This window comes from Pseudonocardia sp. EV170527-09, assembly GCF_008369905.1.
Classification (GTDB): Bacteria; Actinomycetota; Actinomycetes; order Mycobacteriales; family Pseudonocardiaceae; genus Pseudonocardia.
Map to the genome: position 1 here is coordinate 1 of NZ_VRMC01000019.1, position 18,035 is coordinate 18,035.

Annotated in this window: 19 protein-coding genes and 1 pseudogene; 11 read left to right on the plus strand and 9 right to left on the minus strand. The window is 74.6% G+C overall.

Annotated elements, in window-relative coordinates; genetic code table 11:
• Nucleotides 1-627: pseudogene (locus tag FVA95_RS07980) on the plus strand (hypothetical protein); the annotation flags it as partial.
• A gap of 72 nt (nt 628-699) precedes the next feature.
• Here the strand turns inward: FVA95_RS07980 and FVA95_RS07985 are convergent.
• Genes FVA95_RS07985 through FVA95_RS07995 form a run of 3 tightly spaced genes read right to left on the minus strand, consistent with a single transcriptional unit; the run spans nt 700 to nt 2,767 of the window.
• Nucleotides 700-927, minus strand: coding sequence for an exodeoxyribonuclease VII small subunit (locus tag FVA95_RS07985; protein WP_149663629.1), 228 nt, complete (start codon nt 925-927; stop codon nt 700-702).
• Entirely contained in the window at nt 924-2,162 is a 1,239-nt protein-coding gene (xseA, locus tag FVA95_RS07990) for an exodeoxyribonuclease VII large subunit (RefSeq protein ID WP_149663630.1), read from the minus strand. The genes FVA95_RS07985 and xseA overlap by 4 nt, the downstream gene beginning before the upstream one ends.
• A complete protein-coding gene (locus FVA95_RS07995) occupies nt 2,159-2,767 on the minus strand; it encodes a lipid droplet-associated protein (RefSeq protein WP_149663631.1) in 609 nt (202 codons plus the stop codon). The genes xseA and FVA95_RS07995 overlap by 4 nt, the downstream gene beginning before the upstream one ends.
• A 104-nt stretch (nt 2,768-2,871) precedes the next feature.
• Between FVA95_RS07995 and FVA95_RS08000 the strand changes: the two genes are divergently transcribed.
• Entirely contained in the window at nt 2,872-3,849 is a 978-nt protein-coding gene (locus FVA95_RS08000; RefSeq protein ID WP_060713231.1) for a 4-hydroxy-3-methylbut-2-enyl diphosphate reductase, read from the plus strand.
• Between the two features lie 70 nt (nt 3,850-3,919).
• Here the strand turns inward: FVA95_RS08000 and FVA95_RS33655 are convergent, their stop codons facing one another.
• Nucleotides 3,920-5,494 carry a DUF6542 domain-containing protein gene (locus tag FVA95_RS33655; protein ID WP_304627176.1) on the minus strand — a complete coding sequence of 525 codons (1,575 nt, stop codon included), beginning with the start codon at nt 5,492-5,494 and terminating at the stop codon, nt 3,920-3,922.
• Nucleotides 5,495-5,570: 76 nt separating this feature from the next.
• On the minus strand, nt 5,571-7,166 hold the full coding sequence (gene rmuC, locus FVA95_RS08010; protein ID WP_240051341.1) for a DNA recombination protein RmuC: 1,596 nt from the start codon (nt 7,164-7,166) through the stop codon (nt 5,571-5,573).
• A gap of 247 nt (nt 7,167-7,413) precedes the next feature.
• Between rmuC and FVA95_RS08015 the strand changes: the two genes are divergently transcribed.
• A complete protein-coding gene (locus tag FVA95_RS08015) occupies nt 7,414-7,950 on the plus strand; it encodes a hypothetical protein (protein ID WP_149663633.1) in 537 nt (178 codons plus the stop codon).
• A gap of 66 nt (nt 7,951-8,016) precedes the next feature.
• Here FVA95_RS08015 and FVA95_RS08020 read toward each other — a convergent pair whose 3' ends face one another.
• Nucleotides 8,017-8,514 carry a methylated-DNA--[protein]-cysteine S-methyltransferase gene (locus FVA95_RS08020; RefSeq protein WP_149663634.1) on the minus strand — a complete coding sequence of 166 codons (498 nt, stop codon included), beginning with the start codon at nt 8,512-8,514 and terminating at the stop codon, nt 8,017-8,019.
• On the minus strand, nt 8,511-10,004 hold the full coding sequence (locus FVA95_RS08025) for a DNA-3-methyladenine glycosylase 2 family protein (protein ID WP_149663635.1): 1,494 nt from the start codon (nt 10,002-10,004) through the stop codon (nt 8,511-8,513). The genes FVA95_RS08020 and FVA95_RS08025 overlap by 4 nt, the downstream gene beginning before the upstream one ends.
• Before the next feature lie 329 nt (nt 10,005-10,333).
• Here FVA95_RS08025 and FVA95_RS08030 point away from each other — a divergent pair, with 329 nt between their 5' ends.
• The 7 genes from FVA95_RS08030 to FVA95_RS08060 all read left to right on the plus strand — a co-directional run bounded on the left by FVA95_RS08030 (nt 10,334) and on the right by FVA95_RS08060 (nt 16,067).
• Nucleotides 10,334-11,818, plus strand: coding sequence for a cell wall metabolism sensor histidine kinase WalK (locus FVA95_RS08030; RefSeq protein WP_149663636.1), 1,485 nt, complete (start codon nt 10,334-10,336; stop codon nt 11,816-11,818).
• Nucleotides 11,815-12,486, plus strand: a complete 672-nt coding sequence (locus tag FVA95_RS08035) for a response regulator transcription factor (protein ID WP_149663637.1) — start codon at nt 11,815-11,817, stop codon at nt 12,484-12,486. Before FVA95_RS08030 ends, FVA95_RS08035 begins: the two co-directional genes overlap by 4 nt.
• Before the next feature lie 25 nt (nt 12,487-12,511).
• The gene (gene ychF, locus FVA95_RS08040; RefSeq protein ID WP_149663638.1) at nt 12,512-13,585 is read left to right on the plus strand and encodes a redox-regulated ATPase YchF; all 1,074 of its coding nucleotides are present in this window, start codon (nt 12,512-12,514) and stop codon (nt 13,583-13,585) included.
• A 31-nt stretch (nt 13,586-13,616) separates the two neighbouring features.
• Nucleotides 13,617-14,384, plus strand: a complete 768-nt coding sequence (locus FVA95_RS08045; protein WP_149663639.1) for an aminoglycoside phosphotransferase family protein — start codon at nt 13,617-13,619, stop codon at nt 14,382-14,384.
• A 245-nt stretch (nt 14,385-14,629) separates the two neighbouring features.
• Nucleotides 14,630-15,079, plus strand: coding sequence for a hypothetical protein (locus FVA95_RS08050; RefSeq protein ID WP_149663640.1), 450 nt, complete (start codon nt 14,630-14,632; stop codon nt 15,077-15,079).
• Between the two features lie 64 nt (nt 15,080-15,143).
• Nucleotides 15,144-15,473 (plus strand): hypothetical protein, encoded by a 330-nt coding sequence (locus FVA95_RS08055; RefSeq protein ID WP_205015796.1) that lies wholly within the window; start codon nt 15,144-15,146, stop codon nt 15,471-15,473.
• A gap of 156 nt (nt 15,474-15,629) precedes the next feature.
• Nucleotides 15,630-16,067, plus strand: coding sequence for a BLUF domain-containing protein (locus FVA95_RS08060; protein ID WP_020623134.1), 438 nt, complete (start codon nt 15,630-15,632; stop codon nt 16,065-16,067).
• A 6-nt stretch (nt 16,068-16,073) separates the two neighbouring features.
• Here FVA95_RS08060 and FVA95_RS08065 read toward each other — a convergent pair whose 3' ends face one another.
• A complete protein-coding gene (locus FVA95_RS08065; protein WP_075308225.1) occupies nt 16,074-16,535 on the minus strand; it encodes a nuclear transport factor 2 family protein in 462 nt (153 codons plus the stop codon).
• 90 nt (nt 16,536-16,625) lie between these two features.
• On the opposite strand from FVA95_RS08065, the gene FVA95_RS08070 reads away from it, so the two are divergent.
• Entirely contained in the window at nt 16,626-17,186 is a 561-nt protein-coding gene (locus FVA95_RS08070) for a TetR/AcrR family transcriptional regulator (protein ID WP_149663641.1), read from the plus strand.
• Between the two features lie 7 nt (nt 17,187-17,193).
• On the opposite strand, the gene FVA95_RS08075 is transcribed toward FVA95_RS08070, so the two are convergent.
• Complete coding sequence (locus FVA95_RS08075) at nt 17,194-18,027, minus strand: MarR family transcriptional regulator (RefSeq protein ID WP_240051342.1); 834 nt, start codon at nt 18,025-18,027, stop codon at nt 17,194-17,196.
• Between the last annotated feature and the right edge of the window lie 8 nt (nt 18,028-18,035).

An 18,035-nucleotide genomic window follows, 5' to 3' on the forward strand; every position in this document is an offset into this window, starting at 1 on the left:
GCGCCGACCGGGGCTCGCCGGGGACACGACCTCGTCCTCCACGCGGTGCCCCTCGATCCCGCGGAGACGGTGTGGGTGCGCGGGCTCCTGGTGACCACCCCCGCCCGCACCGTCGCCGACGTGGCCAGGACGGTGCCGTTCGGTCAGGCGGTCGTCGTCGCGGACGGTCTGGCCCGGCGGTACGGGCTCCGGACCGCGGAGCTCCTGACCGCGGCGCGCCCGGAGCGTCGTCGCCGGGGGACGGCGGCCGCGGTGCGCGTGGCGCGGTTCGCCGACGGGCGCGCCGCGAGCCCCGGCGAGTCACGGAGCCGCGTGTTGTTCCACGCGGCCGGGCTCCCGGTCCCCGACCTGCAGCGCGAGGTCCGGGACGCCGGCGGCAGGTGGTGCGCGACCGTCGACTTCTGGTGGGACGGCAGCCCGCCCGTCGTCGGGGAGTTCGACGGCGAGGTGAAGTACGGGCGTCTGCTCCCGCCGGGGAGGACGGCGGGTCAGGTGATCACCGAGGAGAAGATCCGCGAGGACCGGCTGCGTGACCTGGGCCTGCACGTCGTCCGGTGGACCTGGCGCGACCTGGACGCCCCCACCGCCCTCCTGATCCGCCTCCGCGCAAGGCTGCCGCCCCGGTGACCTCCCACACCGGATGCGGCGTCCCACACGGGGCCGGAACCCGTGTGGGACGCCGGTTCCCGTGTCGGAGGCTCAGGTGGCGTCGGGGTCGGCGTCGGCGTCGGCGAGCTTCTCCTCGATGCGGGTGCGGGCGCCGGCGAGCTGGGCGTCGCAGCGCTTGGCCAGGGCCTCGCCGCGCTCCCACAGCGCGACGGACTCGTCCAGGCCGAGGCCGCCGACCTCCAGCGCGCGCACGACCTCGATGAGCTCGTCGCGGGCCTTCTCGTAGCCCAGGGTCTCCACTGCCGGTCGGTCGCTCATCGGGTCTCCGGGTCGGGGGTGGTGGTCACGGTGGCGGCGACCGCGCCGTCGGCGACCCGGATCCGCAGGCCGGTTCCGGCGGGCGCGTCGGCGACCGACCGCAGCAGCGGGGGCACGTCGTCGGTGCGGTCGGCGAGCTGCACGATCGCGTAGCCGCGCGCCAGGGTCGCGGTCGGGCCGAGCGCGGCGAGCCGGGCGCCCAGGTGCTCCAGCTCCGACGACGCCCGGTCCAGCCGGCGCAGCACCGCGCGGTGGGCGGTGGCGCGGGCGTCGGCGATCTCGCCCTCCCGGGCGGTGACCATGCGCAGCGGGTCGGCGAGCACCGGCCGCCGGCGCAGGTCGTCGAGGCGGTGCTGCTCGCGGTCGACCCAGCCGTGCAGGGCTCGGCGGGCCCGGTCGCGCAGCCCGGAGATCCGGGCGGTCTCCTCGGCGAGGTCGGGGACCAGGCTGCGTCCGGCCTCGGTCGGGGTGGAACAGCGCACGTCGGCGACGTGGTCGACCAGCGGGGTGTCCGGCTCGTGCCCGATGGCCGACACGACCGGGGTGCGGCAGGCGGCGACGGCGCGGCACAGCGTCTCGTCGGAGAAGGGCAGCAGGTCCTCGACGCTGCCGCCGCCGCGGGCGAGCACGATGACCTCGACGTCCGGGTCGCGGTCGAGCGCCCGCAGCGCGCCGACGACCTGTTCCACGGCCAGCCCGCCCTGTACGGCGACGTTCTCGATCCGGAACCGCACCGCGGGCCAGCGCGCGGTCGCGTTGCGGACCACGTCGTGCTCGGCCGCGGAGTCGCGCCCGGTGACCAGACCGATGGTGTGCGGGAGCAGCGGCGGCCGCCGCTTGAGGGACGGGTCGAACAGTCCCTCGGCGGCGAGCAGCCTGCGCAGCCGCTCGATGCGGGCCAGCAGCTCACCGAGACCGACCGCGCGGATCCGGTCGACGCGCAGCGACAGCGTGCCGCGGCCCAGGTAGAACGACGGCTTGCCGTGCACGATCACCCGGCTGCCCTCGGTCACGGCGCCGCCGGCGTCGCGCACCAGCGCCGCCGGCGCCGTCAGCTGCAGGGAGATGTCGGCGGCCGGGTCACGCAGGGTCAGGAACGCGGTCCCGGAGCGGGCGTTGACCTGGGCGAGCTGGCCCTCGACCCACACCGCGCCGAGCCGGTCGACCCACTCGGCGATCTTGCGGGCGACCGTGCGGACCGGCCACGGGTCCTCCTCGGAGGTCGTGGCGCTCAACGGTTCTCGGACACCGTCGCGATCCGGTTCGTCAGCATCGTGACGTACGGCGGCCGGTTCTCGTGTGCGGTCTCCCAGGCGAGGAGGTCCGCGAGGTCGTCGAGGCTCAGCGTGCGGAGCTTGCCGCGCAGCTGGGGCACGGTCACCGTCGGGTACTCGGGCAGCGCGGCCGGCACGGTCGCGCTCGCCTCGGCCCGGTTCGACGCCGCCGCCGGCCGGGACGACGGGGACCGGTCGATCGGGATGCCGGTGCGGGCGGGCCGCAGCGACGACACGGTTCCGTTGCAGCCGGCCGGGGCGGCGGGCGGCAGCGGCGGGGCGATCGGCTCCGGGTCGGGCAGCGAGAGGTCGGCGCCGTCGGCCAGGTCGTCGTCGAAGGTCGCCCAGCTGGGGACGTCGTCGGCGGGACGCAGGGTGCCCAGCGCGCGGTCGCCCTTGATGGCCAGCTCGGTGATCCGCTGCTGGACCCGCATGGACACCTGCAACGCCTGGCTGACCGCGGTCACCGGCAGCTCGACGGCGTGTCGCGGCAGCTCTCGGGCCTGTTCGACGGCGGTCACGACGAGGCCGGCGGCGATCCGCACGGGGAACGGCAGCGGAGACATGCACGCCATTGTCCCCCGATCCGCGGTCGCCTGTCGCGCCGGGCGCCCGGTCGGGCCGGTCACGTACGGCTGCCCGTTCCCGGGGTGGTCCGTACCCTGGGGGCATGTCCGGTTCTGCCAAGCAGGTCCTGCTCGCCAAGCCCCGCGGCTACTGCGCGGGCGTCGACCGTGCCGTCGAGGCGGTGGAGCAGGCACTCGACCAGTACGGCGCCCCCGTGTACGTCCGCAAGGAGATCGTGCACAACAAGCACGTGGTGGAGACGCTGCGCGAGCGCGGCGCGATCTTCGTCGACGAGGCGTCGGAGGTCCCGGAGGGCGCGCACGTCGTGTTCTCCGCGCACGGTGTCTCGCCCGCGGTCCGCGCCGAGGCCTCGGGCCGGAACCTGCAGACCATCGACGCGACCTGCCCGCTGGTGACCAAGGTCCACCAGGAGGCGAAGCGGTTCGCCCGCGAGGACTACGACATCCTGCTCGTCGGGCACGCCGGGCACGAGGAGGTCGAGGGGACCTCCGGTGAGGCGCCCCAGCACATCCAGCTCGTCGAGTCCGCCGCCGACGTCGACTCCGTGACCGTCCGCGACCCGGAGAAGGTCGTGTGGCTCTCGCAGACCACGCTCAGCGTCGACGAGACGATGGACACCGTGCGCGCGCTGCGCGAGCGGTTCCCGAAGCTGCAGAACCCCCCGTCGGACGACATCTGCTACGCCACGCAGAACCGTCAGGTCGCGGTGAAGACGATGGCGCCGCGCTGCGACCTCGTGCTGGTCGTCGGGTCGCGGAACTCGTCGAACTCGGTGCGTCTGGTCGAGGTCGCCCTCGGCGCCGGGGCCGGTGCCTCGTACCTGATCGACTACGCCCGTGAGATCGACGAGTCGTGGCTCGACGGCGTCACGACGGTCGGGATCACCAGCGGCGCGTCGGTGCCGGAGATCCTGGTGCAGGGCGTCGTGGAGTACCTGGCCGAGCGCGGCTTCGGCTCGGTCGAGGAGGTCGACACCGCCGAGGAGACGCTGACCTTCTCGCTGCCCCGTGAGCTGCGCCCGCCGCGCGGCCGGTCGCTGGGCCTGACCCCGGTGAACTGAGCCCGTCACGCACGACGCAGGCCCCGGACCGAGTCGGTCCGGGGCCTGCGTCGTACAGGTGGTGGGGCGGTCAGCCCGCCGCGCGGTCCGCCTGGACCTGCTTCGCCGACACGACCTGCACCTGGTCGCCGATCTGCAGGGTGTCGAACCAGAGCTTCGCGTTCTCCGGGGCGAGCCGGACGCAGCCCGCCGACGGGGTGTCGGTGCGGCCCTCGTGGAAGGCGATGCCGCCGTCCTGGAAGAACACCGCCCACGGCATCGGGGCGGGCTCGCCGTTGGTCATCGTGTACTCGCCACTCTTGTGCAGCTGCTCCTTGCGGTACACCCGCAGGGAGTGGCCGATCGGGGTCTCCTTGCCCGGGCCGCCGATGGCGACCGGGACGGGACCGTGGGTGATCTTCCCGTCGGTGAACAGCCAGGAGCGCTGCGAGTCGAGGTCGACACAGGCGCGGGCCGTGACGGTGCACGGGGTGCCCGCGACGAGCGGCTGGTCCCGGAAGGCCTGGGCGGCCGGGGTGCCGGCGACCGCGGTGCCGACGCCGATCAGCGCGACGGCCGCGGTGACCAGCGCGACGACGATCGCGGGTCGCGTCCTGCGGGGGCTGCGGGTGATCGACATGGCTCTCCAGTGGTTCCGGCGTGCGTCGGGGGGAGCGGCGGGGTCACGCCGTGCCCCCGATGGGGAAGACGCTCGGGAGGGCAGTGGGTTGCTCCCATTGTCCGGTCCGTCGTCACCCGGGCGGTCTGCGGGGTACGTTCCGGCCGTCCACCTGGGCGGATGCACGCGGAGCGCCGGTTCGGCCGTCAACGGGTGTCGCGGCGTGTCCGGCCGGTCGCCCCGCGCGTCGACCCGCGGGAGGGCTCGGAGCGGGACGGATCGACACGGGAGGACTCCGCGCGGGAGGAGCCGGAGCGCGCGGACCCGGTGGAGCGTGCCGCCGAACCGGTGCGCGAGATCCCGGTGGAGCGCGCTGCGGAGCCGGTGCGCGAGACCCCGGTGCCGGTGGACCCGGCGCGCGCGGTGGACCCGGTGCGGGCCGCGTCGCGTCGGGCTGAGCCGGTCGGGGTCGACCCGGTGGCCGACCCGGTGCGGGCGGTGCCGGAGGTGCGGGACCGGGCCGCGGTCGCCGTGCCGGGGGGTGCCCGCACCGCGCGGCGCTCGGGGCCGCCCGCCGGGCCCGTCCGGGTCGTACCCGCCCGGGTCTCGGCCCAGGCGTTGCCGCAGCCGGCCGACCACGTCGTCCGGGCCGAGCCGCTGGCGCAGCACCCGCAGGCCGGCGACGAGCAGCACGACCAGCGTGGTCACCGCCATCGCCGGGAACGCGTTGATGAGCGGCGCGCCCGCCATGAGCAGGCTCTGGGCCGCGCCGCCACCGGACGGGGCGCCGATGAGCACCGCGACCAGCGGCACGACGACGGCGAGCAGCAGCGGCGGCTGCACGGCCGGCAGGAACAGGCTGCGCCGGCGGACCCAGGACACCGCGAGCACGCAACCGAGCAGGTAGCAGACCTCGAACACCCGGCCGACGGTGCCGATCCGCAGCAGGTCCACCAGGACCCCGAGAGCGGTGGTGCCGACGGCCAGGCCGGTCGCCGCCAGCGGCGGGACCCCGAGGACCGGGGGGAGCAGGGACCGCTCGCGCACCGGCCAGCCACCGCGCGCGGGGGCGGACCCCCGGCCGGGCCGGCGGGCCGAACTCGATCGGGCCGTGGTCACCCGGTCAGCCTAACCCCTCCCGCCACGGTGTCCCGGCCGCCTCGTCGTGTTCCGTGTCGCCGTCGCCGAACGTGCCCGGATGTGCGCCGTCGGGTCGGCCACCGCCGGATCGGGTGCCGTCCGTCCGGTTGTGGTCGGGCCGCCCGAGGTCCTCCAGGGACACCAGCGAGTCCCCGGCGGAGGCGACCAGCTCGGGTGCGGAGACCCCACGCGGGGTCCGGTCGACGGTCGCGGGGGTCTCCAGCTCGGTGTCGGACACCTGCAGCTCGGTGAACTTCCGGGCGCTCACCAGGACCCGGGCCTCCAGCGAGGAGACGGTCCGGTTGTAGCTGTCCACGACCGCGTCGAGGCTGCGGCCGAGCTTCGCGACGTGGGTGCCCATCGTCGCGAGGCGCCCGTGCAGCTCGCGCCCGAGCCGGTGCACCTGGGCGGCGTTGCGGGCCAGCGCCTCCTGCTTCCAGCCGTAGGCGACGGTGCGCAGCAGCGCGACGAGGGTGGTCGGCGTCGAGAGCACGACGTTGCGGCCGAAGGCGTACTCCAGCAGCCCCGGGTCCGAGCGGAGTGCGGCCTCCAGGAACGGGTCGCCGGGCACGAACAGCACCACGAACTCCGGTGTGGGTTCGAACGACTCCCAGTACGCCTTGGCGGAGAGCTGGTCCACGTGCGTGCGCAGCTGCCGGGCGTGCGCGGCGAGCCGCTCGGTGTGGACGTCCGGGTCGGAGGCCTCGACCGCCTGCAGGTAGGCCGCGAACGGCACCTTCGCGTCGACGACGACCTGCTTGCCGCCCGCGAGCCGGACCAGCATGTCCGGGCGGACCCCGCCGTCCTCCCCGGCGGCGGACACCTGGGTGGAGAAGTCGCAGTGCTCGAGCATCCCGGCCATCTCGGCGACCCGCTGCAGCTGCATCTCACCCCACCGGCCCCGCACCTGCGGCGCCCGCAGCGCGTTGACCAGCGCCTTCGTCTCGGTGCCGAGCCTGTCCGAGCTCGCCGCCATCGCCCTGACCTGCTCGCGGAGCCCGGCATAGGCGGACTCGCGTTCCTTCTCCACCGTTCGCAGCTGCCCCTCGACCCGGCCCAGCGCCGCCGAGACCGGGTCGAGCAGCTGCTCGACGGCCTTCGCGCGGGCTGCCTGGTCGCCGTCGGCCCTGGCCGCGACCGCGGCGGTCGCCTCCTTGATCCGGCTCTCCGCCAGCGCCACGAACGCCTCGTTGTTGCGGGCCAGCGCGTCCTGCGACAGCGCGGCGAAGGAGTCCTTCAGCTCGGCCTCACGGCGCACCGTCGTGGCCTCGGCCTGCGCCCGGGCCTCCCGCTCGGCGCGCAGCGCGGCGGTGGCCCCGGCGGCCTCGGACTCGGCGCGCCGGGCCCGGTTCGTCGCGTCGTCGAGCGACTCGTGCAGCTCCTCGACCCGCTCGAGCAGCGCGGTGCGCTCGGCGCGCAGGCCCGCGGCGTCCGCCCGGGTGGTGGCGGCGGTGTTCGCGGCGGCCCTGGCCGCCTCGGCCGCCTCGGCACGGAACCGGGCGGCGGCCACCGACCAGACCACGGCGGCGGCGACCGCCGCACCGAGCGTCGATCCGAGGAGCAGGCTGAGGACGTCCACCCCCGCAGCATGCACCGCACCCCCGACAGTTCCGCGTCGCCGCAGGTCGCCGGCGTGTCCGGAGTCCGGTGTCGCGCGCCGGACCGCAGGGGTCGGCCGGCGGCCGGGTGGGTTGCCCCGGCGAGACGGATGCCACGCGGGGCGAACCGGTTCGCTATGCACACGTCTTCTCCGGTGTCGGACCTTCGGGGGCCGACGGTCCGGGCCGGGGGGCCCGGACGCCGCGAGAGTGAGAGAGGTACCTGTGATGACCACCCGACTCGCCCGCACCATTGGCCGTACGGTCGCCACGACCACCGCCGCCCTGGCTGTCGCCGCCGCGGCCGTGCTCGTCCCGGCCGGGGTCGCCTCGGCCGCACCCGCGACGCCGGCGGGGGACCCGGCGCCCAGCGCCTGCCGACCGGCGAACCAGCAGGCGACCATCCACCCGGCGCCGGCGAGCGCCGGGCACCGTCACTACTCGGTCGTGCTCAGCGCGGCCCCGGGCACCGCGCCGTGCCTGCTGTCCGGATCGCCGTCGGACCTGGTGTTCAGCCTGAACGGCTCGCCGCGCGCCTCCGAGGTCGCGGTGCCCTACGGCGACCAGACCCGCGCCGTCGAGTTCGGGCCGGGGGAGCCCGTGCAGTTCGACGTGCAGATCCGCAACTCCGCCGGGCCCACCCCGGCGAACGAGCTGGAGTTCTCGCTGCACGGTCCCGGCGGTGACATCCCGGGCAGCTTCCTGGCCCGGGGGCCGATCGGCGTCGACGCCGGGATCCAGGTCGGACCGGTCACCGAGGGCTGACCCGGGGGCACCGGTGCCGGGGCACCCGGCGGCCGCGGCGCGCGATCCGCGGTCGCCGGGACGGTCTCAGACCGCCTCGTGCTCCAGCAGCCACCGCTTCACGGCCAGGCCGTAGCGGAACCCGCCCAGGGTCCCGTCGCTGCGCAGCACCCGGTGGCACGGGACGAACAGCGCCGCCGCGTTGGACGCGCAGGCGCCGGCCGCGGCACGCACCGCCGCGGGGCGGCCGGTCTTCTCGGCGTAGCCGGTGTAGGTGACCGGCGCCCCCGCGGGCACGGTCCGCAGCACGTCCCACGCCAGCTCCCGGTAGGGGCCGGACCGCTGGCGGACGGGCACGTCGTCGATCACCGACAGCTCGCCGTCGTGGTAGCGGTCGACCGCCTCGCCGACCGCGCCGAGGTCGCCCTCGACCACGGTTGTCGGGGCCAGTGAGTGGTGCACCAGGGCCAGCAGCTCGTCGACCGAGGCGGTCCAGCCGGAGGCGAGGACGTGGCCGTCGTCGTCGACGACCGCGGTGAACGGTCCGGCCGGGGTGTCCCGTGTGGACCACGTTGCTGTGCTCATGCGCTCCTCCGAGCGGTGGTGGTGGCGGCGGACGTCGCGGCCCGCCAGAGATGGGTGGCGGCGTAGGACCGCCAGGGGGCCCAGGCGCGGGCGCGCGCGGTGAGCGCGGCCTCGTCGCCGGGCAGTCCGAGCGCCTCGGCGCCGCGGCGCACCGCGAGGTCGGAGGCGAGCAGCTCGTCGGGGTCGCCCAGGACGCGCATGGCCAGGTAGCCGGCGCTCCAGGGGCCGATCCCGGGCAGCGCGCACAGCTCGGCGCGCAGGTCGTCCGGATCGCGCCCGGGGTCGAGGGCGAGGGTGCCGTCGGCGAGCGCGGCACACAGCCCGCGCAGCGACGACGCCCGTCGGGCCGGGCCCGCGAGATCGGCGTCGACGAGGGTTCCCGGCTCGGGGAACAGCAGGTGCGGCCCGCCGTCGTCGCACAGCTCCGCGGGCAGCGGCGCCCCGTGCGTGGCCGCGAGCCGGGCCGCGGCGGTGCGGGCGGCGGCGACCGACACCTGCTGACCCAGCACCGTGCGGACCGCCGTCTCGGCGGGGTCCACGGTGCCTGCCAGCCGGATCCCGGGCGTCGCGGTGACCAGGGGGCCGAGTGCGTCGTCGGCACCCAGCACGGCGTCGACGGCGAGCGGGTCGGCGTCGAGGTCGAGCAGCCGGCGCAGCCGCGAGACCGCGGGCCCGACGTCCCGCGGGTCGGACGCCCGCAGCGTCGCCACCACGGCCCCGGGCCGCACGGTCAGGTCCAGTGCGACGGCGGCCGGTCCGTGCGGCAGCCGCAGCGTGCGGCGGTAGGTGCCGCCGCTGATGGTCTCGACACCGGCGACGGCACGGGCCGCGAGGTGGTCGAGCAGGCCGTGCGGGTCGAACGGGGACCGGTAGGGCAGCCGCAGCACGAGGGCCCCGGGCGGGCCGGGCTCGCGGCTGCGCGTGCGGCGGGCGGCCTCGGCGCGCAGCTGGGAGGGCGGGACGCCGTAGACGGCGCGGACGGTGTCGTTGAACTGGCGGACGCTGCCGAACCCGGCGGCGAACGCGACGTCGGCCAGCCCGAGCGAGGTGGTCTCGACCAGGATGCGGGCGGTGTGCGCGCGCTGCGCGCGGGCCAATGCCAACGGCCCGGCACCCACCTCGGAGGTGAGGATCCGGCCGAGCTGGCGGGTCGAGTAGCCCAGCCGCGACGCGAGCCCGGGAACCCCGTCGCGCTCGACGACGCCGTCGGCGATCAGGCGCATGGCCCGCCCCGCGGCGTCGGCACGCAGGTTCCATTCCGGCGAGCCGGGGACGGCGTCGGGCAGGCACCGCCGGCAGGCCCGGTAGCCCGCGGTCTGCGCGGCGGCCGCGGTCCGCAGGAACTCGACGTTGTGCGAGCGCGGGGGCGGTACCGGGCAGGACGGACGGCAGTAGATACCGGTGGTGCGCACGGCCGTGACGAACTGGCCGTCGAACCGCGCGTCCTTGGCGGCGACGGCGCGGTAGCAGGAGTCGTGGTCGAGCAGCACGGCACCGACGATGCCACTGGGCGGCCGTCGTCACTGGCGGGAATCGGTCACCGGTGTCCGGGGTCCGGTCCAGGGGCAGAGCGCGCCCGGGGCCCATCCCCGATCGCAGGCGAAGCGGTCGTCGAAGCTCGGCCCGGACGGATGTGGTGCTCGGCCGTCCGGGTGGTGGGAGCGGCTCGATGATGGCTGTGTGTCACCTGTGCGACGCGTGGCGGAGTAGGTCTTACTCCCAACGGAGCTGCATCGGCGACCGACGGTGCTCATCCGCGCCGGGTGTCGGCACGAGAGCGCTGCCCACGGTGCGCCCGTCCCGCAGCGGGTACGGGATCATGGTCACCGGCACGGACGAACTGGAGGCGATCATCGCGACCGAGGCCGTCGGGTCCGGCCCCGGGCCCCGCCGCGTCGGTCGGGCGATCGGGGCCCGCACCCGCATCGTCGGGTGGGTTGTGCTGCTGGTGCTGGCCTCGCTGGGCGTCGTCACGCTGCTGACCTGGATGCTGCTGATCGACGAGACCGACCGCCGGATCGACGGGGCGCTGAACTCCGAGATCGCCGAGTTCGCCCGCGTCACCGAGACCGGCATCAACCCGACGACCGGCCGGCCGTACTCCTCGGTCGACGAGATCCTGCGGTCGGTGATCGCCGCGAACGTCGCGCGGCCGAACGAGAAGTTCCTCGGCTACCTCGACGGGCGCTTCCGCTGGGAGTCCCGGCGGACCAGCCCGCGGGTGCTGCTGCGCGAGGACCCGGCGTTCACCGCGCTGGTCGCCGACGTCCGTCGTCCCACCCGCGGGTCCTACGAGAGCTCGGCGGGCGAGGTTCGCTGGTCGGCGTTGCCGGTCGGGCTCGCCGGCGACCCGCAGCGCGGCGTCATCGTGATCGGCTACTTCACCGACCGCGAGCACGACTTCGCCCACGAGGCCGCGCGGTTGATGGGGCTGGTCGGGTTCGGTACGGCGCTGCTGTCCGCGGTCGGGGCGTGGCTGGTGGCCGGGCGCATCCTGCGGCCGCTGCGCGACGTCGCCGCGACCGCCAACACCATCACCGGGCGGGACCTCTCGCGTCGGGTGCCGCAGCGCGCGCAGGCCCGCGACGAGATCGCCGAGCTGGCCATCACGCTGAACGCGATGCTCGACCGGGTGCAGAGCGGGATGGTGTCCCAGCGGCGGTTCGTCGACGACGCCGGGCACGAGCTGCGCACCCCGATCACCATCGTGCGGGGGCACCTCGGGGTGCTCGATCCGCACGACCCCGACGACGTCGTCGAGACCGTCGCCCTGGTCGACGACGAGCTGGAGCGGATGAACCGGCTGGTGTCGGAGATGCTCGCGCTGACCCGGGCCGAGCAGCCGTCGCTGCTCCGGACCGAGATCGTCGACGTCGCCGCACTGACCCGGGAGCTGTTCGAGAAGCTGACCGGCCTCGCCGACCGGGACTGGCGGCTGGAGGCGGTGGCCGCGGTGCGGTGCCGGATGGACCCGCAGCGGATCACCCAGGCCGTCGTCGCGCTGGCCGACAACGCGACCCGCTTCACCGGCGACGGCGACCGGATCGCGCTCGGCTCGGAGGCGGTCGACGGGCGGGTGCGGATCTGGGTGGCCGACACCGGACCGGGCATCGCACCGGAGGACCGGCAGCGGGTGTTCCGGCGCTTCGCGCGCGGCGACGACGCACCCCGCTCCGACGGCGCCGGGCTCGGGCTGTCCATCGTCGAGGCCATCGCGACGACGCACGGCGGTCGCGTGCTGCTCGAGAGCACTCCCGGGCACGGGGCGACCTTCACGCTGGACCTGCCGAGGAGCGAGACGTGACCAGCCGGATCCTGGTGGCCGAGGACGAGCCGCGCATCGCGTCCTTCGTGAAGAAGGGCCTGGTCGGGGCCGGGTTCGAGGTCACGGTCGTCGCCGACGGGCCCGGCGTGCACGACCACGCCGTGTCCGGGGGGTTCGACCTGCTGGTGCTCGACATCGGGCTGCCCGGGATGGACGGCTTCGAGGTGCTGCGACGACTGCGGGCGGCCGGCAGCAGCGTTCCGGTGATCATCCTGACCGCGCGCGACAGCGTGCACGACACCGTCGCCGGGCTGACCGGTGGCGCCGACGACTACATGGCCAAACCGTTCCGGTTCGAGGAGCTGGTGGCCCGGATCCGGTTGCGGCTGGAGCGCGCCCGCCCGGTCCCGGACCCGGACCTGCTGACCTTCCACGGACTCGAGCTCGACCCCCGCACCCGGCACGTGAGCGTGCACGGCCGCACCGTCGAGCTGTCCACGCGCGAGTGCGCGCTGGCCGAGACGTTCCTGCGCCACCCGGGCCAGGTGCTGTCCCGCGACCAGCTGCTCCGGCTGGTGTGGGGGCCCGCCGAGTCGGGGGCCTCGTCCAACGTCGTCGACGTCTACGTGCGCTATCTGCGTCGTAAGCTCGGCGCCGGTTGGATCGCGACGGTGCGCGGTGCGGGCTACCGGCTCGAACCGGGCTGAGGAGTCCCGACTACCCTGGTCGTCCGTGTCCCTCACCCTCGGCATCGTCGGCCTGCCCAACGTCGGCAAGTCGACCCTGTTCAACGCGCTGACCCGCAACGACGTGCTCGCCGCGAACTACCCGTTCGCGACGATCGAGCCCAACGTCGGCGTCGTCCCGCTCCCCGACGAGCGCCTGGGGAAGCTGGCCGAGATCTTCTCGTCGGAGAAGATCATCCCGGCGACGGTGTCGTTCGTCGACATCGCCGGCATCGTCAAGGGCGCGTCCGAGGGCGCGGGTCTGGGCAACAAGTTCCTCGCGAACATCCGCGAGTCCGACGCGATCTGCCAGGTCGTCCGCGTCTTCGACGACCCGGACGTGGTGCACGTCGACGGCCGCATCGACGCCGCGAGCGACATCGAGACGATCGCGACCGAGCTGGTCCTGGCCGACCTCCAGACGCTGGAGAAGGCGGTGCCGCGGCTGGAGAAGGAGGCCCGCACGCAGAAGGACCGCAAGCCGGTCCTCGACGCCGCGAACGCCGCCGTCGCGATCCTCAACGAGGGCCGGACGCTGTTCCAGGCCGAGGCCGACACCGAGCTGCTGCGCGAGCTGACGCTGCTCACGACGAAGCCGTTCCTCTACGTCTTCAACGCCGACGAGGCCGTCCTCACCGACGACGCCCGGCGCAAGGAGCTCACCGAGCTCGTCGCCCCCGCCCGCGCCGTGTTCCTCGACGCCAAGGTCGAGGCCGAGCTGCTGGAGCTCGACGACTCCTCCGCCGCCGAGCTCCTGGAGTCGATTGGGCAGGACGAGCCGGGACTGGCCCAGCTGGCCCGCGCCGGGTTCGCCACCCTCGGGCTGCAGACCTACCTGACCGCCGGGCCCAAGGAGTCGCGGGCCTGGACGATCCCGCAGGGCGCCACCGCGCCGCAGGCGGCCGGGGTCATCCACACCGACTTCGAGCGGGGCTTCATCAAGGCCGAGATCGTGTCCTTCGACGACCTGGTCGCCGCGGGGTCGATGAACGCCGCGAAGGCCGCGGGGAAGGTGCGGATGGAGGGGAAGGACTACGTCATGCACGACGGCGACGTGGTCGAGTTCCGGTTCAACGTCTGACCCGGTCCGCCGTCGCCACCGCACTGCGCCCGTGACCCCGCTGCACCCCGACGTCGCCCGAGCCGCACACGCGCGATGGCCCGACCGCGCACCCGCCTGGATCGAGGCGCTCCCCGTCGAGCTGGCCGAGGTCTGCGCCGCGCTCTCGGTCACGCCGACCGGCACGACGTTCTCCGCCGGGTCTGCCCACCTGGTGGAGGCGACGACCAGCGCCGGTGCTCGGGTGGTCCTGCGGTCGAGCCCCGACCCGGACGCCGTTCACCAGGCCGCGGTGCTGGAGCAGCTCGCGCGTGCTGGTCTGGCGCCTGCGGTCCATCTCCTGCGGAACACACCCACGAGCACGTGGACCGCGCTGGACGCGGTCGAGCCCGGGGCATCGTTCGCCGAGCGGGAGCCACGGCCGCGGGACCTCGAGGGTGCAGCCGCGATGCTGCGCACCCTCGCCGACGAGGACGGCGTGCCCTCGGTGCCGAGCATGGTGCCGTGGCTCCGGGCACGGCTGACCGATCCGGACGCCGGTGTCGTTCTCGACCAGCTCGCCACCGACATGCCGGCCGGCCTGTGCCACGCCGACCTCTCGCCGCCCCACGTGCTCCACGGCAACTCGCGGCTGTGGTTCATCGCCCCCCGAGGGATGAACGGCGAAGCCGCCTACGACGTCGCCGTGCTTGCCCTGAAACTCAGCTACGACGACCTGGAGACGGCTCACCTCCTCGGTCGCAGTATCGCCCGATCCGCCGGCGTCGACGCCGATCGCGCGGCTGCCTGGGTGACGGTGGCCGACGCAGCGGCCGTCTGATCATCGCTGTACCGCGCAGCAGGCTTCCGCGAGATCCCGAGTGTGCGATCGCGAACGCCGCAGGTCCGCGGATCGTGCAGAGTCGTTCCCTTTCAACGTCCGACCCGCCCCGTCTCCGCACCCCGCTCATCAGAAGGGGTGACGATCCGGCGCACACGCTGACCGTCGTCGCGCCACCCACGACACTGTGCGCGAGGCCTCGGCGAGCGAGGCCGGAGCGACCGGCTGGGGGAACGACGATGGGCATGGGCCGCTTCGCCGTGGCAGCCGTCGTCGCCGCCGTGTTCGCCACCAGTGCGTGCGCCGCGGCGTCCGGGGCCGAGCCGAGCACCGTCCCGGAACCCGCGGTCGCTCCGGTGTCCGCCCGGTTCGCACCCGCCACCGGTGTGCTGCTCCGGGTCGGTCCGGCGGCGTCCGTGCCGGGCGCGGCGGTGGACGGCGCGATCACCGCGGCCCGCCGGGCGATGGACCGGGCTGCGGCGGCCGAGGCGCGGGAGGCCGAGCGGAGCAGGGCGACGACCTCCGGTGCCGACTGCGCGGCGCGGGCGATGGCGGCCGGCCGGTTCGACCCGTCGTGCTCCGCCTACCAGGGGTACCTCGACCCGGGTACGTCCGCGGGGCGGGCACCGACCAGCGGCGAGACCCAGATGCAGTACCTGTGCGAGCGGGGCCTGGTGCCCCGGAGCGACTGCTGACCTGCCCCGACCGCCCGGTCGCGACGCGGGCGGTGTCGGTCGGAGGCGGCTACCCTGGCGGAGCGTGAACCTCCTCCAGCGCATGGCCCGGGTCGTCAACACCGTCGTCGCGCCCCTCGCGCGCTCGGGCCGGCTCGGTCCGCTGACGGAGATCAGCTACCACGGACGCCGATCCGGCACGGAGTTCCGGCTTCCCGTGGCCTTCCAGCCCGCCGGCGACGGCGGCGTCATCCGTGTCGAGCTGCCGGACCGGAAGAACTGGTGGCGCAACTTCACCGGCGAGGGCGCACCGCTGCGGGTCCGGGTCGACGGTGAGGAACGACCGGACCACGGTGTGGCGGTTCGGGACGGACGACAGGTCCGGGTGGACGTCCGGTTCGACGGGGTCCGGTAGCGGCTGATCTTCCGACAGGATGTCTCATATCGCGACGTCGGACTGTGTCGTACGCCACTACCGTCGGGTCGGCCGTGACGATCACCCGGGATCCGGGTCCGTGACGGTTCCGCGCCCGTCTCCGGTGAGGCGGCCCGATCGACACGGGGGAGCCAGATGGCCGAGCAGGTCCACAGGCTGATCTACCGCAGCCACAGCACCGTGCCCCGCGACCGCCGCGACGAGGTCCTCGCCGAGATCTTCGACGTGGCCCGGTCGAAGAACAAGAAGGCCGGTGTGACCGGTGCGCTGCTGATCTCGGACAACTGGTTCGTCCAGACCCTGGAGGGCGACGAGGCGGTGGTCACCGGGCTGTTCGAGAAGATCGAGGCGGACGACCGGCACACCGACGTGTCGGTCCTCGAGTCGACGACGGTGGACTCCCGGGTGTTCTCCCGCTGGTCGATGGCCCGCATCTCCGCGATCGGGCGCTCGGACATCCCGCTGCACGACGTCGACGGCCGCATCCGGCCCGCGGCGCCGGACCAGCCCGGGCGGGAACAGCAGGACCTGCTCACCCGGATGCGGAACACCATCGGCGCGGACACGGTCTGACGTCGCTCACTGCAGCGGGATGTCGACACCCCGCTCGGAGTCGGGGCGCGGGCCATGGATCCGCCGTTCCGCCTCGGTGATCGGGACGTCGTTGATGCTGGCCTCCCGCCGCCGCATGAGCCCCAGCTCGTCGAACTCCCACAGCTCGTTGCCGTAGCTGCGCCACCACTGGCCGTCGGCGTCGCGGGACTCGTACTGGAACCGGACGGCGATGCGGTTGTCGTCGAACGCCCACAGGCTCTTGCGCAGCGCGTAGTCCTGCTCGCGCTGCCACTTCGCGGTCAGCAGTTCGACGATCTCCTGCCGGCCGGTCGCGAAGGTGTCGCGGTTGCGCCACACCGAGTCCGGTGTGTACGCGCCCGCGACGCGCTCCGGGTCACGGGTGTTCCAGGCGTCCTCGGCGGCCTGCACCTTCTGTCGCGCGGTCTCCGGCGTGAACGGCGGGTAGGGCGGACGGCCTTCGGCCACGGCTGCCTCCTCGATGGGTCGAGAACCATCGTTCTCGATGCGTTCCGGTAACGTAGGGAACGACCGTTCTCGATGTCAAGGAGGTCATCGGTGCCTGCGGCCATCACCGAGGAACAGGCCCGTCTCGACCGGGACGGCCTGCTGGAGGCGGCGGAGCTGCTGTTCTACGAGCGCGGCATCCGGGCCGTCGGGATGGACCAGGTCAGGTCGGCGTCGGGGCTCCCGCTCAAGCGGATCTACCGGGACTTCGCCACCAAGGAGGACCTCGTCGTCGCGGTGCTCCGTCGGCGCGACGAGCGGTGGCGTGCCGACCTGGCGGCGTACGTGACCCGGGTCGAGGACCCGCGGCAGCGGCTCCTCGCCGCCTTCGACTGGCTGGGGGAGTGGTTCGCCCGGCCGGGGTTCCGCGGCTGCGCCTGGATCAACGCCTACGGCGAGCTCGGCAGTACCTCGGAGCCGGTGCTGCGTGAGGTGCGCAGGCACAAGGAGCTGTTCCACCGGGAGCTCGGGGGGTGGGCGTCGGCGGCCGGGGTGGACCCCGTCGAGCCGGTCTGCCTGCTCGCGGAGGGTGCGATGGTGACCGCGGCGATCAGCGGGAGCCCGGAGCCGGCGCGGCAGGCGCGGGCGGCGGTGGCGGCGCTGCTGCCCTGACCGACGGTCACTGCGACCAGGCCGCCGACATCACCGTGGACAGCGGCTCCAGGCCCGCCACCAGCTCGTCGAGCTCCGCGTCGGACAGGGCCGCGTACGGCGGTGCGGCGAGCTCGTCGGTCAGCGCCTCGGCGCGCGCCTTGACCTCCCGGCCCCCGTCGGTGAGCCACCCGTCGTCGTCGATCAGGCCGCGTCGCCGCAGCCCGGCCATGACCTCGGCCAGCCGGGCCGCCGGCAGGTGGTGCACGCGCCCGAACGTCTCCGGCGGGTGGATGCCCATGTCCAGCGCGGACAGCAGGTGGGCCTCGGTGCCCCCGACCCGCTCGGCGAGCAGGGCGGTGACGTGCCCGTCGCCGCGGTGCTCGCGCAGCGTCGTCGCGGACTGCCACAACCGGGTCAGCGGGTCGGCGGGGACCTCCAGGGTGCGCATCCCGGCGTACATCACCCGGCCCTCGACGGGCGCGCCCGTCGCAGCGGTGGTGAGCAGGTCGGCGGCGCGGGCCACGCCGGGGGAGTCGGACACCTCGGTGCCGAGGATCCGGCGCAGCGCCGCGACGCTACCCCGGCGCCACGCGGCGAAGGACTCCTCCGGTGCGGCGGTCGCCCAGGCGCTCGGGATGTGCCGGGCGGCCTCGCCGTCGGCGAAGCTGTAGAACGCCGCGTGCACGACCTCGGCCGGGACTCGGCCCAGCGGTGCGGCGCGGCTCGCGAAGTAGCCGTCCCAGTAGGTGCGGTGACCGAGCGCGGCCAGCTCCTCGTTCGGCTCGTCGGTGAGGTAGGTGACCAGGCAGATCGGCTCGATCAGCTCGAACATCCGGCGGGCGGTGTGTGCTGCGGACATGACCGGTA